Source organism: Gymnodinialimonas ceratoperidinii (genome assembly GCF_019297855.1).
Lineage (GTDB): Bacteria > Pseudomonadota > Alphaproteobacteria > Rhodobacterales > Rhodobacteraceae > Gymnodinialimonas > Gymnodinialimonas ceratoperidinii.
Genome location: NZ_CP079194.1, coordinates 656,908 through 672,241 on the forward strand (window position 1 = coordinate 656,908; position 15,334 = coordinate 672,241).

At 65.2% G+C, this 15,334-nt stretch carries 16 protein-coding genes; 7 read left to right on the forward strand and 9 right to left on the reverse strand.

Going from position 1 to position 15,334, the window contains the following annotated elements; translation table 11 throughout:
- Positions 1 to 62: 62 nt before the first annotated feature.
- The 4 genes from KYE46_RS03210 (at position 63) to KYE46_RS03225 (ending at position 4,615) form a co-directional block, all read left to right on the forward strand.
- Complete coding sequence (locus KYE46_RS03210; RefSeq protein WP_219003407.1) at positions 63 to 1,739, forward strand: M14 family metallopeptidase; 1,677 nt, start codon at positions 63 to 65, stop codon at positions 1,737 to 1,739.
- Positions 1,740 to 1,845: 106 nt separating this feature from the next.
- Positions 1,846 to 2,865 (forward strand): 2,5-dihydroxypyridine 5,6-dioxygenase NicX family protein, encoded by a 1,020-nt coding sequence (locus KYE46_RS03215; protein WP_219003408.1) that lies wholly within the window; start codon positions 1,846 to 1,848, stop codon positions 2,863 to 2,865.
- Positions 2,866 to 2,984: 119 nt separating this feature from the next.
- Positions 2,985 to 3,878 carry a LysR family transcriptional regulator gene (locus KYE46_RS03220; protein ID WP_219003409.1) on the forward strand — a complete coding sequence of 298 codons (894 nt, stop codon included), beginning with the start codon at positions 2,985 to 2,987 and terminating at the stop codon, positions 3,876 to 3,878.
- Positions 3,875 to 4,615 carry a sulfite exporter TauE/SafE family protein gene (locus KYE46_RS03225; protein ID WP_219003411.1) on the forward strand — a complete coding sequence of 247 codons (741 nt, stop codon included), beginning with the start codon at positions 3,875 to 3,877 and terminating at the stop codon, positions 4,613 to 4,615. The genes KYE46_RS03220 and KYE46_RS03225 overlap by 4 nt, the downstream gene beginning before the upstream one ends.
- A gap of 27 nt (positions 4,616 to 4,642) precedes the next feature.
- Here KYE46_RS03225 and KYE46_RS03230 read toward each other — a convergent pair whose 3' ends face one another.
- The 6 genes from KYE46_RS03230 to KYE46_RS03255 form a co-directional block, all read right to left on the reverse strand.
- A complete protein-coding gene (locus KYE46_RS03230; protein WP_219003412.1) occupies positions 4,643 to 5,308 on the reverse strand; it encodes a fumarate hydratase C-terminal domain-containing protein in 666 nt (221 codons plus the stop codon).
- A 55-nt stretch (positions 5,309 to 5,363) separates the two neighbouring features.
- Positions 5,364 to 6,335 carry a fumarate hydratase gene (locus KYE46_RS03235; protein ID WP_219003413.1) on the reverse strand — a complete coding sequence of 324 codons (972 nt, stop codon included), beginning with the start codon at positions 6,333 to 6,335 and terminating at the stop codon, positions 5,364 to 5,366.
- 74 nt (positions 6,336 to 6,409) lie between these two features.
- A complete protein-coding gene (locus tag KYE46_RS03240; RefSeq protein ID WP_219003414.1) occupies positions 6,410 to 8,167 on the reverse strand; it encodes an L-aspartate oxidase in 1,758 nt (585 codons plus the stop codon).
- Positions 8,167 to 8,511 carry a succinate dehydrogenase/fumarate reductase transmembrane subunit gene (locus KYE46_RS03245; protein ID WP_219003415.1) on the reverse strand — a complete coding sequence of 115 codons (345 nt, stop codon included), beginning with the start codon at positions 8,509 to 8,511 and terminating at the stop codon, positions 8,167 to 8,169. Before KYE46_RS03245 ends, KYE46_RS03240 begins: the two co-directional genes overlap by 1 nt.
- Entirely contained in the window at positions 8,508 to 8,849 is a 342-nt protein-coding gene (locus KYE46_RS03250; RefSeq protein ID WP_219003416.1) for a succinate dehydrogenase/fumarate reductase transmembrane subunit, read from the reverse strand. Before KYE46_RS03250 ends, KYE46_RS03245 begins: the two co-directional genes overlap by 4 nt.
- A gap of 3 nt (positions 8,850 to 8,852) precedes the next feature.
- Entirely contained in the window at positions 8,853 to 9,566 is a 714-nt protein-coding gene (locus KYE46_RS03255; RefSeq protein ID WP_219003417.1) for a succinate dehydrogenase/fumarate reductase iron-sulfur subunit, read from the reverse strand.
- 124 nt (positions 9,567 to 9,690) lie between these two features.
- On the opposite strand from KYE46_RS03255, the gene KYE46_RS03260 reads away from it, so the two are divergent.
- A complete protein-coding gene (locus KYE46_RS03260; protein WP_219003418.1) occupies positions 9,691 to 10,503 on the forward strand; it encodes a nitroreductase family protein in 813 nt (270 codons plus the stop codon).
- Between the two features lie 8 nt (positions 10,504 to 10,511).
- Here KYE46_RS03260 and KYE46_RS03265 read toward each other — a convergent pair whose 3' ends face one another.
- The 3 genes from KYE46_RS03265 to KYE46_RS03275 are packed head-to-tail and all read right to left on the reverse strand — an operon-like array spanning position 10,512 to position 13,495.
- The gene (locus KYE46_RS03265) at positions 10,512 to 11,546 is read right to left on the reverse strand and encodes a zinc-dependent alcohol dehydrogenase family protein (protein WP_219003419.1); all 1,035 of its coding nucleotides are present in this window, start codon (positions 11,544 to 11,546) and stop codon (positions 10,512 to 10,514) included.
- Entirely contained in the window at positions 11,546 to 12,916 is a 1,371-nt protein-coding gene (locus KYE46_RS03270; protein WP_346345220.1) for an MATE family efflux transporter, read from the reverse strand. The genes KYE46_RS03265 and KYE46_RS03270 overlap by 1 nt, the downstream gene beginning before the upstream one ends.
- Positions 12,917 to 13,495 (reverse strand): carboxymuconolactone decarboxylase family protein, encoded by a 579-nt coding sequence (locus tag KYE46_RS03275; RefSeq protein WP_219003421.1) that lies wholly within the window; start codon positions 13,493 to 13,495, stop codon positions 12,917 to 12,919.
- A 212-nt stretch (positions 13,496 to 13,707) separates the two neighbouring features.
- Here KYE46_RS03275 and KYE46_RS03280 point away from each other — a divergent pair, with 212 nt between their 5' ends.
- Positions 13,708 to 14,454 (forward strand): amino acid ABC transporter ATP-binding protein, encoded by a 747-nt coding sequence (locus KYE46_RS03280; protein WP_283095206.1) that lies wholly within the window; start codon positions 13,708 to 13,710, stop codon positions 14,452 to 14,454.
- Positions 14,454 to 15,290, forward strand: coding sequence for an amino acid ABC transporter permease (locus tag KYE46_RS03285; RefSeq protein WP_219003422.1), 837 nt, complete (start codon positions 14,454 to 14,456; stop codon positions 15,288 to 15,290). The genes KYE46_RS03280 and KYE46_RS03285 overlap by 1 nt, the downstream gene beginning before the upstream one ends.
- Positions 15,291 to 15,334 lie beyond the last annotated feature (44 nt).

Here is a 15,334-nt window from a genome sequence, read left to right on the forward strand (position 1 = left end):
GCCCGCCGCAACTCAAGACACGCGCGGCCCCGCCGCGACAAAGATCCGTGAAAGGACCCGCCATGACCGTCAAGATCCCCTTCGACACCTACCACGACTACGAGGCGATGACTGCGCATCTCCATGCGCTGGCCGACGCCTATCCCAAGCTCTGCACCCTGACCTCCATCGCCAAGAGCTTTCAGGGCCGCGACGTCTGGTTCATGACCATCACCAACCCCGATACCGGCCCGATCCTCGAGAAGCCCGGCTTCTACATCGACGCCCAGATCCACGCCGAGGAACATGCCACCAGCGCCACCGCGCTCTATGCCTGCGCCTACCTGCTCAACAATTACGGCACCGACGAGGAAGTCACCCGTCTGGTCGACAGCCAGGTCTTCTACATCATTCCGCGGATCAACCCCGACGGCGCCGAATACGCGATGACCGCGCCCTACCATCCCTGGTGCGGTAACGGCCGTTGCCTACCGGGCGAGGACCGGCTCGAGGGGCTGATCCCGCAGGACATCGACGGTGACGGCTACATCGTGCAGATGCGCGTACCCGATCCCAAGGGCGAGTGGAAATGCGACGAGAAGAACCCCGACATCATGGTCCAGCGCGAGCCGGGCGAAGAGGGGGGCGAATACTACCGCCTCTACCCCGAGGGCATGATCCGCAACTACGACGGCGTCCACGTGCATATCGAGATGCAGCAGGACGGCAACATGAACCGGAACTTCCCCACCAACTGGACGCCGCAGGAATACGGCGCCGGGCAGTATCCGTTCTCCGAGCCGGAAACGGCGGGCATGCGTCAGGTGATCCTCGATCATCCCAACATCACCGGCATGTGCGCCTATCACACCCATGGTGGCATCATCCTGCGGCCCTCGATGCTGCAGATGGACAGCGAGATGAGCCCGCCGGACCTCTCGCTCTACAAGGCTCTGGGCGAGGTCGGTGAGAAGCTGACCGGCTATCCTACGATCTCGGTCTACGAGGAGTTCACGCCGGACAAATCCAAGGCCCGCCACGGCACCCTGACCGACTGGACCTACGAGGAAATGGGGATCATCTCCTTCGGCACCGAGCTCTGGGATCTGGAGCGCACCGCAGGCGTGCCCAAGGAAGGCTACTACAACCTCGGGCCGCGCGATGCCGAGACGCAGCGGCTGGTGCACGATTGGGTAGTGGAGAACGTGGGCGATCACGGCTTCCGCCCGTGGAAGAGCTTCGATCACCCGCAGCTTGGTCCCATCGAGGTTGGCGGCATGGTCTACATCTGGAGCTACCGCAACCCGCCCGGCAAACTTCTAGAAGAAATGTGCCACAACAACGTGCTGTTCAACCTCCGCCACGCCGCCGCCGCGCCGCGGATCGAGATTGACACGGTGGAGGTCGAGGCCCTCGGCGGTGATCTGCACAAGGTCACGGCGGTGGTCTCCAACCACGGCTACCTGCCTACGAACCTCTCGGACGTGGCGATCCAGAACAAGGTCGCCAAGCCGGTGACGGTGACACTCGATTGCGAGAACGCGGAGCTGACGATGAACCCCGAGCATGTGAAGCTCGGCAACCTCGCCGGTCGCAACGAACGCCGCTATGCTTATTCCAACTGGGGTCAGCAATGGTCTCCGGTGACGAAGAAGGTGGAATGGCTGGTCCGCTCGAAGGGCGCCGACGCCAAGGTCACGGTGACCGCCGCGTCCGAGAAGGGCGGCACCGACCGCAGCAGCGTCGCCCTCGGCGCCTGATACCGGGCGGCGGCCTTTGCGGGCCGCCGTCCCCGATACGCCCATCGGGGGCCACGGGCACTCCCGGCACCGCGCTGCATGACGATATCGCAAGAGGGAGAGCACCATGGCCTATGCGCGCACCTTCGATGGCCCCGATTTCGCGCCGGACTTAGCCGCGCTCTTCCGCCATCAATTGGCCGCCTGTGCCCTTGCGCCGGACGAGCTTTGCCTCTGCGTCACCGACACCGCGTGGTCACCCACCTACGCCAGCGCCTGCATGGGGGCCGCGCGGGCGCTTGGGGCGGAGGCGGTGCAGGTCACCTTCGCCTGGGACAGCCCGCCCGATGCTCGTGCGCTGGCCGCGCTCTGCGAGGCGGCGGACCTGATCGTCTACATGTGCGGCCATGCGCTCCATTATCGGCCTGAAATCAAGGCCGCCCTCGACCGAGGCGCGCGGGTCCTCTGTTGCATGGAGCCGCCCAATGTCCTCGACCGTCTTCGCTTCGATCCCGACGTTCGGTCTGCCGCGCGCGCCGGGGCAAAACGGCTCGACGCGGCCCGAGAAATCCGCATCACCTCGCCCGCGGGCACTGATCTGCGGATGGACAAGACCGGCCGCGCGGGGCTTGCCGTCTACGGTGCGGCGGATCGGGCCGGAAAGCTCGACTTCTGGGGCATCGGCGCGGTGCAAGCGGCACAGCTTGAAGGCACGACCGAGGGGCGTCTGGTGCTCGATGTCGGCGACAGCATCTTCCAGCTCGCCCGCTACGTGGAGGCGCCGGTCTCGATCCAATTCGAGGCGGGTCGGGTCACCGCGCTGGACGGCGGCCTTGACGCCAGACTGATCCGCGATGTGCTGGACGCCGCAGGCGACGCGGGGGCGTGGAACGCCGGCCACATGGGGTGGGGCGTCGACCCCCGCGCGCTCTGGACGCAACCGATGACCCAGGCGCCCAACGCCGGGGGCGGCGGCGCGGACGTCGAAAGCTTTGCCGGCGCGGTTCAGGTGCAACTGGGCAGCAACGACGACGTCGCCTTTGGCGGCCGCAACCGAAGCCGCGCCCATCTGGGCCTCTGCTTGCGAGGCGCAAGCCTGTTCCTTGATGGGGCCCCCATGGTGGTGGACGGAGCCGTGATTTCGTAAAAAAGCAAGCTGTGGCAAGGCGATGCGGCCAAAGCGGGGTTGTCGCGCTGCTGGCAAGTCTGTAAGCAAAGGAAACGGAAGTTCGCAGGTATCTGCGGTTACAGAAAGCAACGTTTCCAGTGACCATCCGCCTTCTCAGAACGCTCGTAGCCGTCGCCGACGCGAAAACCTTCAGTGCTGCGGCTGATGCGGTGAATGTCACCCATGCTGCCGTCAGCCAGCAGATGCGCACCTTGGAGGCAGACATGGGCGTCGCGCTGTTCGACCGCAGCACCCGCACGCCCGAGCTCACCCCGATCGCCCACCGCATCGTCGCCAAGGCACGGGTGTTGCTGGCCGATTACGACAACCTCCTGCCCTCGGTGCTGGACGAGGACGGGTTGAGCGGCGACGTCCGCCTCGGCGCGTTGGGTACCACCCTGACCGGGCTGACGCCCCGGGCCATGGCCGTCCTGAAAGAGCGCTATCCAACGATCGGCCTGCACATCCGTCCGGGGCTCACCGGCGATCTGCTCGCGGACGTGGAACGCGGCACCCTCGACGCCGCCATCGTCACCAAGCCCCATCTCATGCCCCTGCGCGTCCAGTTCCGGACGCTTGCCCATGAGCCGCTGCAACTCATCGCCCCCGCGGATGAGCCGAGCGACGACCCTTTCGAGCTCTTGCAAAAGCGCCCGTTCATCCGCTTCAACCGCTCTGCCGTCCTCGGCGCGCTGATCGAGAACTGGATCGTCTCCAAACGTCTCCGGGTCTCCGAAGCGATGGAGCTCAACAGCGCCGAGGCGATCTCCTCCATGGTGCAGGCGGGGCTTGGCGTGTCGATCGTGCCCGACCTCGCGGTGCGCCCCCGGGATGGCATCGACGTGAAGCGCCTGCCGCTCGGCCCAGACGCCCCGGCGCGGATCCTCGGCCTTGCCTACCCCACCGACCAGATCAAGACGCGGGTGATTGAAGAGGTGTTCGACGCCCTCACCAGCGTCATCCCTGCCGCACAGAGAGCCGACCAACCATGACAGCCGAGATCATCGTCTACCTCCTCCTTGGCGCCGCCGCAGGGGGGTTCATCAACGGGCTGTCAGGCACCGGAACCGCGCTTTTCGCGCTCGGCTTCTACCTCGTGGTGCTGGACCCGGTCACGGCCGTGGCCATCGTCGCCTTGATGTCGATCGTTGCGGGGCTTCAGGGGGCATGGGTCGTGCGGCACGCGATCCTCGCTCAGCCGCACCGATTGATGCGCTTCCTGCTGCCGGGCCTTCTGGGCGTGCCCTTCGGGGTCTGGCTGCTGAACGGCCTCGACGCCTCGGTGCTGCGGTTGGGGGTGGCGGGGTTCCTGATCCTCTACGGTGGCTATTTCGCAGTGCGCCGTTCGCTCCCGGCCTTCTCGCGGCCCACGCCGATCATGGATTGCATCATCGGCGGCGTGGGCGGCGTCCTCGGTGGCGCGGCGGGCATGTCCGGCGCGTTGCCCTCGATGTGGATGTCGCTGCGCCCCTGGACCAAGTTCGAGACCCGCGCCGTCCTACAGCCCTTCAACATCGTGATGCTCTCGACGACGGTGGTCCTGCTGTTCCTGCGCGGTGCCTTCGACGACGCCGGCCCGGCGCTGCTCATCACCATTCCGGCGGGCCTGATCGCGGCCCAGGTTGGCATCGCCGTCTTCCGCCGCCTCAGCGACACAGCCTTCCGGTGGGTGCTGATCCTGCTGACGCTCGCCATGGGCATCGGCGTCGGCCTGACCGAGCTGCTCTGAAGCGCCCGGCGGGCCGACGCCGCCGGCTTAGATCACCTCGTCGGTGCGGTCATCGCTCTCGCCATACCGCTTGAGGGTCGCGGGCCGCGTGCCCTCGTAGACACGCGCCACGTTCTCCGCGATCTTCGCGTTCTCACGCTCGAACAGGCAGTCACCGTTCATGTCGGAGGCCACGATGAAGGGCCCCATCTTGTTGCACTTCAGAACCCACATGGCCTGCGCCAGCCCGAGCTCTTCGTTCCAATGCACGGCCTCGACGTTCTCCACCCCGCGTCCAAGGAGCGCGCCGGTGCCGTAGCCCACGGTGGAGAGGTAGACCGCCCCGTTGGGCACGAAATATTCCTTGTAGTCCTTCGAGGTCATCCCCCCCTTGCCGACGATCAGCTTCGCGCCGGTCTTGGCCATCCACTCCGGCAGCCACTTGGCAAAGCGGAACGAGGCGGTGGCCGTCACTGCGCCCATGTCGAAGGAGCCGTCGGCGTTGATCCGCGCGGCGGGCGAGCAATGGAAATTCGCCGCCGATTGCGCCGGCAACTCCATCGGGATGTTCGCCCGCTCTTCCAGCGCGCGCATGTAGACGCCCTCCCGCGCCGTGTACATCAGCCCCGAGAGGTAGACGACATCGCCCAACCGCAGCGCGGCGATGTCCTCGTCCGAGGGGGTCGTGGAAAGGATGATCTCGCGCGGGCTCATCGGATGCCTCCTGCACTCGGGGTGGGGTGGATTGACTTGCAGATGTTCGAAGCGCTCATTCCGCCGCCTCCAGCATCGGTTCCCACTCCACCGTCTCGCGGCGCTGGTAATCGGTGAACCAGTCGGGATCGGTCCGATGTTCCACCCGCCCGTCCGCATGAATCCGAGCCACCGCGCGGCGCGAGGACAGGCAGAAGGCATGGACGCTCATCGGCATGCCGCCGGTGTGGCAGTAGCCCACCTCGATGTTGCAATCGATCACCATGTTCTTGCCGACGAACCCCATGGCGCCCATGCCGATGGAATTGCCGAGCTCCTTGAACTCATCCTCCAGCTCGGCAATCCGCGGGTCCGAGTTGCGCGAACCCACAACCCGCAGGGTCGAGGCGCGCTTGCCGAGCGTCATGCAGATATCCTTCGATCCGCCAAGCCCGATGCCGATGATCGCCGGCTGACACGCCAGCCCGCGCTTGCCGAAGGCCATCAGGCTGTCGAGGTAAAACCGCTTGATCCCCTCGATTCCGTCCGAGGGAAACAGCATCCGGTAATCGGTGCCGAAGAGACCGCCCTTGTGTACCGTGATCAGGTCGACCCAATCCGCGCTCTCACCTGGTGCGGCCGGCTCGAACCCGTATTCGATCTCCGGCGCGCCGATGCCGACGTTGTTGTTGTGGTCCGTCCGCCACAGCGGATGCACCCGGTTCGGCCGCAAGGGCACGCCGTTCGTGGCGCTCGCCGTGGCGCGGCGCAGCGCCGCCTCCAGCGCCACCATGCCGCCTTCGACACTGGCGTCATTGCCCATCTTCACGAACCAACGCGGCACGCCGGTGTCGCCACACATCGCGCGACGATCCTCCTTGGCCGCCTCGTAATTCTCCAACATCGCCTTCAAGACGAAGGACGACAGATCACCGTCCTCGGTCTTCGCGGCTTCCTGCAACCCGTCGAGGTAATCCTGCGGGATTTCGATCGCCGCCTTGTCCATCAAGGTCTCGGCCGTCTTCTCTATCAGTTTGATTGGGATCACGCGCCCGCTCCTTCATCTTGGCCATACAACTCCAGGGGGTCCGGGGGATTGGTCCCCCGGTTCCACCGCCTGCGCTATTGCGCCGCCACCAATGTTTCTGGCGCGCCCTCGGGCAGCACCGTCTCTCCGGGCCGCACGATGGTGAACTGCACCGGTTCCTCGGTCACCTGCACCACGCCGCTTTCCAGCCGCGCCACGGTGAAGGCACTGTCTTCCATCGCACCCGGCTCCGGGTAATCCTCGCGGAAATGCGCCCCGCGCGAATTCTCGCGGGTGATCCCCGCCTTGGTGATCACCTCCGATATATCACAGAGCGAGCGCAGGTTCAGCCAATCGTGCCAGGTCAGGTTGAACGCCAAATTGCTGCCGTCCACGCCCACGTCCATCAACGCGTCCGAGACCTCGGCGATGCCCGTGAGCCCGCGCTTCATCCCGGCCTCGGTCCGCATCACGCCGACCTCTTCCCACATCAGGTCCTGCAACTGCTTGCGCAGCGGCAGCACGAGATCGGGCTTTTTCGTCAGCGGATAAATCGCCCGCTCCAGCTCCGCGGCAAGTACAGCCTCGTCCGGCTCTCGCAGGGTGAAGCCCGCCACGTCGCGGCCCATCGTGTCGCCGGCGATGCCGCCGTAGACCGTGGAGTTCGCCACACCATTGCCGCCGAGCCGGTTCGAGCCGTGGGCCCCGCCCGCGTCCTCGCCAGCGACGTAGAGCCCCTCCATCGCGGTGCGCGTGTCGACGTCGACCACCACGCCGCCCATGAAGTAATGGGCCGTCGGCACCACCTCCACCTTGCCGGCGGCCAGATCGAAGCCGCTGTCGGCACAGCGTTTCACCATGCCCTTGAACTTCTGCGCCACCCACTCCGGGCCGAGGTGGCTCATCGAGATGAAGACCCCCTCCTGCTCCGGATTGTTGTTCTTGCGCATCTCGGCGTAGATCCCGCGCGAAACGACGTCCCGCGTCGCGCGCTCTCCCTTGCCGTCATAATCGAACATGAACCGCGCGCCGGAATGGTTGATCAGCTGACCGCCCGCGCCGCGCAGGCCTTCCTCCAGCACCGTGCCGGTCATCCGCGTATGATCGCCCGCGAGCAGGCCCGTCGGATGGAACTGCACCATCTCCATGTCGCGCAGCGGCAGGCCCGCGCGCAGCGCCATGGCGAGGCCGTCCATCGTCTTGTCGCCCGAGGGGGTGTGATACTTGTACATGGTCGGCCCGCCGCCGGTGCCCATCATCACCGTCTTGGCGCGCACGAGGCGGAACTTGCCGGTCCGCATGTCGATCATCAGAACGCCCGCCAGCGCGGAGCCGTCCTTGGTGGGGATCAACCCGACCGCGCGGTGCTCCTGCAGCTTCTCCACCCCGCTGGCGAGAACCTTTTCCATGAGCCGGTTGATGATCTCGATGCCCGTCAGGTCGCCCTTGTGCACGGTGCGGTCCGCCGTTTGTCCGGCAAAGGCCTTCTGGTGCAGGGAGCCGTCCTTGTTGCGGTCGAAGAAGCAGCCGACTTCGTTCTCCAGCTCGCGGATGCGGACCACGGCCTGCTCGCAGAGCCGCCAGGCCATGTCCTGGTTCGGCAGCCACTTGCCGCCGTTGATCGTGTCCATGAAGTGCCGCTCGACCGTATCGCCGCCGCCGAGAGCCACGTTGTAGCCGCCCTGCACCATGCGCGTGCAGCCGCATTTGCCGATCAGCCCCTTCACCGCGATGGTGATCTTCGTGCCCTCGGGCGCGGTCTGCTTGGCATGCAGCGCCGCGAAGAGCCCCGCGCCGCCGGTGCCGAGGATCAGGATGTCGGTGTCGTGACGCTCGATGTCTTGGATGCGCATCAGATGGCCTGCATGAAAAAGAGGGTTGCGATCAGGAACGACAGAGCCGCCGCGCCGGCGGCGAGCGTTTTCTGCGGGCCGCTCCACGGCAGGAACTCCATCGCCATCAGGCGCAGGCCGCCGAACATGTGCACGGCCAACAGGAAGACGAGGCCGAACTCCGCCACCTTGGCCGCATTGACGCTGGTGGCCGCGGCGAAAGCATCGAAGCGCGCCGGGTTGATCAGGGCTTGCGCCATCACCCAGAAGTGTACCGGCAGGAACAGCGCCAGCGTGAGGCCCGAGAGCCGGTGAATGAGGAAGGCCACCCACAGGGGATGGGCGCGGTTGATCGCGGCTCTCATAGCATGCCTCCGAAGGTCACGGCCCAGACCGCCCGCGCGCCCAGCGCCAGCAGTCCCGCGCCGATGCCCCACATCAGCAGCTCCAGCGCCGGGCCGCGCAGCCCGCCCCACTCGTGGGCGATGGTCCGCAACCCGATGGCGCCGTGGATCGCCACCGCGAGAACGAAGGTGCCGTAGAACAGGAACCACAGAACCGAGCCTTGTGTGCGGCCGAGGATTTCCGCCGCCGACAACCCGCCCTGGATGGCGTAGATCATCACCGCGAGGTGGCCGAGCACCAGCGGCGCCATCAGCAGCGCGGTGATCCGTTGCAGCATGTAGAGGCGAAGTGTCAGCATCCCTCAGCTCCCCTTGCGAAAGAAGTTGCGCGCGGTCTCGCGCTTCAGGCCGGCGATGGCCGACATCGGGTCCAGCTCGTTCGGGCAATAGGCGGTGCAGGAACCCATCGAGTGGCAGTTGTGGCAACCGCCGCTCCCCGAGACCGCATCGAGGATCGCCGCGCGGCCCTCGTCCTTGGCGTCGTTCAGCAGCGTCCAGGCCCGTTGCAACGCGGCGGGGCCGAGGTAATCCGCGTTGCCCGCCACCGTGTCGCATGAGGCGTAGCAGACCGAGCAGTTGATGCATTCGATCCCGGCATTCGCCTCCACCCGCGCTTCGCTCTCCTCGTCGATGGGGGCGATCGGATCGTCGCGGGTCAGCGTACCGTGGTGCACCCCTTCGGCGGCGACCCACTTGTCGAAGAAGGGGTCCATGTCGACGGCGAGATCCTTGATCACCGGCAGGTTGCGCAGCGGACCGATGGTGACCTCGTTGCCGTCCAGCACCTTGCTGATATGGGTCCGGCAGGTCCAGCGCGGCACCCCGTTGACCATCATCGCGCAGGAGCCGCACATGCCGACCCGGCAGGCAAAACGGTAGCTCAGCGTCGGGTCCGCGTTCTGCTGCACCCATGACACCACGTCGAGCACCGTCTGACTGTCATAGGCGGGCACCTCGAAGACATCCGCGCCGTCCGGTCCGCGTTCGATGGTGACTTTCAGCACGTCTGTCGTCATGGGGCTCGCGTCTTCCAATAGGGCTTGCTTTCTGCGCAATATATCAGACAAGTTTGCTTTATAAACGCGAAAGTTTGTTTATCTTTTTGTAAGAAAAGCTAACAGAAATTGTCGGGAGAAATCCATGTCGTCCACCCTGCACCAAACCCTCTCTGCGCGATACCCGGATGCGCCCCGCGCGGACCAACCGGAGGCCCGGGCGCTGGCGACCATGGCCGCACGCGGCTCCTGCCGCAGCTTCGCGGATAGGGCGGTGCCTGACGATCTGCTGCACACGCTCTGCGCCGTCGCGCTCGCCTCCCCCACCAAGAGTGACCTGCAACAGCGGGACATCATCCTGCTGAAATCGCCCGAGGTGCGGGCGGAGGTCTCGCGTCTTGTCAGCGGGCAGGCCTGGGTGGCCGGCGCGCCGACGGTGGCGATCTTCTGTGGCAACAATCGCCGCCAACGCCTGCTCCACGACTGGCACGACGTAGCCTTCGCCAATGATCACCTCGATGCGCTGGTCAACGCCACCGCCGACGCGGCCATCGCGCTCGGCGCTTTCGTCACCGCGGCGGAGGCCTCGGGCCTTGGCTGCTGCCCGATCAGCGCCGTCCGAAACGAGGCCCGCGCCATCGCGGACCTGCTGCATTTGCCTGATCACGTGTTTCCCTTCGCAGGTCTCGCGATCGGATACCCGGCAGAGACGCCCCCGATCACGCCGCGCTTGCCGCTTCAGGCGACCGTCCACACCGATCGCTACCGGGAGGACGGCCTGCGCGAGGCGGTTGAAACCTATGACACCCGGCGCAGCTACGGCACGCAGCGGTTTCCCGAGGTCTTCGGCACCTCCGACAGCTATGGCTGGTCCGAGGACAAGGTGCGCCAGTACAGCCAGCCCGAGCGGGCTGACTTTGGTGACTATATTCGCGCCATCGGCTTCAAGCTCGATTGAAGCGCGCGCTAGTTTCGGAAGTCGGTGATCACGGCGGTGCCCGGCGCCGTCGGCCCGCCCATCGCGCGTAGCTCGGCGCTGGCGTCGGACAGGGCGACTTCCCGCGCGAGCATCGGGCTGATGTCCACATCGCCGCGCTCGATCATCCCCAGGAGCGATGGGTACTTCCACGACGGCATGCCGCGTGTCCCGTAGAAGGCCAGCTGCTTGGCGTAGATCGCGCGCATGTTGACCTCCATCATGCCGTCGCCCGCGGGCATCCCGACATGCACGTGCCGCCCGAGCGTCGCGAGGCATTCGACCGAGGCGTTTGTTGTCGCAGCGATCCCCAAGGCCTCGACCGAGACCTGCGCGCCGCCACCGGTAATGTCGCGGATCGCCTCTGCGGCATTCACCTTGGCGGCGTTCACCGTCGCATCGGCCCCATGGGCTTTCGCGTGTTCCAGCTTCTCGTCGACGATATCGACCACCACCACCTGCGCGCCGAGCATCTTGGCCAGCAGCAGCGCCGAGAGGCCGATCCCGCCGGTGCCGTGAACAGCGACCCATTCACCCGCCCTGACCTGCGCGCGATCAGTCAGCGCATGCCACGCCGTCGTCACCCGGCAGCCAAGACCCGCGGCCAGCGCTGGCGACAGGCTGTCGGGCAGATGGACGAGGTTGTGGCCGAAGGGCACCGCGACGTATTCGGCGTAAGCCCCCTGCGCGCCGAACCCCGGGACGATCTGGTTGGCGCAGGTGTTCGAGGCGCCGGTCTGGCAGGACGGGCACGACCCGCAGCCAAGGATGAAGGGCGCGATCAACCGGTCACCGACCTTGTGCTTGGACTGCGGACCGGTCTCCACCACCGTGCCGCAATATTCGTGTCCCATGATCGACCCGCGCGTGACCTTCGGGTGGCCGCCGGTCCAGCCGTGATAGTCTGAACGGCAGACGCCACAGGCGGCAACCTCGAGCACCACCCCATCGTCGGGGCAGGTCGGATCCGCGACCTCCTCCAGCGCCAGGTCTCCATGAAATTCTTCTACAATTGCTGCCCGCATCAGGTCGCTCCTATCAATCCGCCAATTTTTCTTTCCGCTACGTGTCGTGCCACGAGCAGCGCCATGATTGCGCCAGTCGCCGCCGCTGTCGAGGTGCCATACCAGACCCCGATGACCGGGGTGCCGAAATAGCCGACGTAAAGCCAGACGAAGAAGGCCACGCCGAAAGCCTGCCGATAAAGGCTGATCCACAACGACCAGATCGGCCTCTTCGCCGCTTGCAGGAAGGAGGTGATCGAGAAGTGGATGAGGTAGACGTAAAGCATGAATGACGCGACCCGCAGATAATCCCGCCCGACCGAAATGACAGCTGGATCATCGCTGAAGAAGGACACGGCATAGCCGCCGCCGAACCACAGGAAGGGCCATGCCGCCAGCGCGATCACCGCGCCCGCTTTCCAGCAGTAGAAAAGGGCCTCGCGCACCCGCTCCGGGTTCCGCGCCCCGAGATTCTGTGCCGCAATGGGCAGCAGCGCGCTCGACAGCCCCATGAGCGGGAGGATCACCAGTTGTTCCAGACGGATGCCGACCCCGAAGCCCGCCACCGCATGTTCGCCGAAGGATTTCAGGGCGAATTGCACCACGACGCCCGCGAGGATCATGATCAGGAAGGCGAAGCCCGAGGGGATGACCTGCTCGACGATCTCGCGATACCGCGGCCAATCAGGGACGAAATGACGCGGCTCCGTGGCGGTCATCGTGTCGAGGCGCACCACTTGCCGGATCAGATAGGCCATGACCCCGGTCTGGCTGATGACCGTCGATATCGCGAGCCCGGCAAAGCCCATGCCCCCGACAACGCCGGGAATGCCGAACATCAACAGCGGGTTGAGCGCGATGTTGGCGAAGAACGCGACCACCAGCGCCCGCCGCATGGAGCGCCCGTCGCCGTGTGCTTGCAGGATGCCGTTGCAGCCGAAAGCCACGAGGAAACCGGGCAGCGCTAGTGTCAGCAGCCGAAAATAGATGATACCGGCGTCCTGATAGTCACCGGGGGTGGAGACCGCACGCAGCAGCGCGGGGCCGTAGAACTGGCTGGCAATCCCGAGGACGACCGCGCCGAGCATGCCGAAGCTGATGCCCTGTGCGCTGTAGCGTCGCGCCATGCGCCGGTCACGCGCGCCCAGAGCGTTGCCCACCAGCGCGCCCATGGCGGCGGCCAGCCCCACGCCAAGTGCGATACTGAGAAACAGGATCTGGTAGCCGAGCGCGAGCCCCGCCTGCACGGCCGTGCCCACCAGCCCGGCGAAATAGACATCCACCACGTTGTAAAGCGTGTTGAACAGCATCCCCACCGCCGCGGGGATCGCCAGCGCCCAGAAGTGTTTTGGGATCGGACCGCGCGTCAGGTCCTGATCGATCACCGCCACTCAGCTATCCGCGTAATAGCCGACGACGTCGCCGTCGGTGGTTACGCCAAGCCCGTTGAGCAGCCGGTTTGCGTAGCAGAAATAGCCCACGATCTGGTTGATCTCGAGGATCTCTCCATCGCTCCACCCGGCGTCGCGCAGGGCGGTCACATCGGGTTCCTGCATGGTGCCCGGATGCAGTGTCAGCTTCTTGGTGTAACGCAGCGCGGCAAGCTTCTGGCCCTCGAAGGCATCCTCCGGCTTGCGTGCGCGCAGGGCAAATTCGATCCGGTCCGCCTTTGCCGTGTCGCCGATCAGGTGGCGCGCGTTGGCCCAATGGTTGGCGAAAGAGTAGGGGCAGGAATTCAGGGTCGAGACGTAGGAGGCGATCACTTCCTGAAACCATTCGGGGATCGTGTTGCCATCGTCGTGCAGACAGGCCCGATACAGCGTCACATGGCCATCCATCGTCGCCGGTCGCAGGGAATGCACGCGCATCACGTTGTCGACAGTGCCATGGGGCGTACGCGCCCGGTCCAGGGAAGCCCGCAGCCTTGCATCGGCCTTCTCGTCGGAAATCATCTCGATCCATGCTGACATGGCCTATCCTCCGCGCAGATTGATGAGAATGTGATCGCCCCCGGAAGTCGGTCGGCGGTGCGCTCACATCGAATGGGCCGACCCTAAAACGATCTCTTGAACAACGTCACTAGCTGCGATGGAATAAAACCCTAGATTGTTTGGCGAAAACGTCAGACGCTGTCCGAAGGGCAGAGATCAGATGCCGTCCGAAGGACAGGGGACCATCCGCAATGAATGAGAAGACGCCGATTATCGAGGCGGTGCACCTCGACAAGTTCTACGGCGATTTTCATGCGTTGAAGGACATCAATCTGACGGTCCATCAGGGCGAGAAGATGGTGGTTTGCGGCCCCTCGGGCTCGGGCAAATCCACCCTGATACGCTGTTTCAACGGGCTCGAGTTCCACGATTCCGGCACCCTCGTGATCGACGGCGTGACCGTCCACGCCGATGCCAAGGAGATCCGGCAGTTGCGGCAGGATGTCGGGATGGTGTTCCAGCAGTTCAACCTGTTCCCCCACCTCACGGTTTTGGAGAACCTGACCATCGGTCCGATGAAGGTCCGGGGCCTGTCGCGCGCGCAGGCCGAGGCCACCGCGCGCCAATACCTCGACCGGGTGCACATCCCCGAGCAGGCCGACAAATATCCCTCGGCGCTTTCGGGCGGCCAGCAGCAGCGCGTGGCCATTGCCCGTTCACTTTGCATGGAAACCAAGATCATGCTGTTTGACGAGCCGACCTCGGCCCTCGATCCCGAGATGATCAACGAGGTGCTCGATGTGATGGCCGAGCTGGTCGACACCGGCATGACGATGGTTGTCGTCACCCACGAGATGGGATTTGCCCGCAAGGTCGCAGACACGATGGTCTTCATGGAGGAGGGGCGGATCATTGAAACCTCCCCGCCCGAGCAGTTCTTCACCAACCCCAAGTCCGAACGCTGCCGCCTGTTTCTCGACCAGATCCTGGCCCACTGATGAGCCCGCTGGACCATAGCCCGCGCGGCGCCCCGCTGCCGCAGCGGTCGGCGGTACAACGGGTCTTCGGCTCGGTCGCCATGTCAGTCGCGATCTATGCGGCGGTCATGGCCGCGATCATCTACGGCTCTTACGTCGGCGCGCAGAACATGGGCTACAACTGGCAATGGTCGCGCGTGCCGCAGTTCCTCTGGTCCTTCACCGATGACGGCTTCCAACTGGGCGAGATCTTCGTGGGTCTCGGCGTCACCTTGCAACTCTCGGCCACCGCCTTCGCGCTTGCCACCGTTCTGGGCCTGCTGATCGCGTTGCTGCGACTGTCCGATCTGGTGATCGGCTCCGCCGTCGCCGTGGCCTTCCTCGAGTTCAACCGCAACATTCCGCTGCTGGTGCTGCTCTACCTGTTCTACTACGTGCTTGGCCCGATCTTCGGCTTCGACCGCTACTGGGCCTCGGTTCTGACCCTTGCTGTGTTCCACTCGGTCCTGATCTCCGAAATCCTACGCGCGGGCATCAACGCGGTGGACAAGGGGCAATGGGAAGCTGCGAAATCCATCGGGATGACCAAGGGCCAGACCTATCGCTACATCATCCTCCCGCAATCGGTGCGCTTCATGCTGCCGCCGATGTTCGGCGAGGTCGTCCACCTGATCAAATCCTCTGCCATCGTCTCTGTCATTGCCGTAGCGGAGCTCACCACGATCGGCCGCAACATCATCTCGGACACGTTCATGAGTTTCGAGATCTGGTTCACCGTGGCGCTGGTCTACATGGCCGTCACGCTGGCCCTGTCCGTCGTCGTCTCGCTCGTGGAGCGGCGCTACGCCCAGAATTGACCAAGACCAGAATTAACCAAGAAGAGAGCCAACAAGGAGAGTTC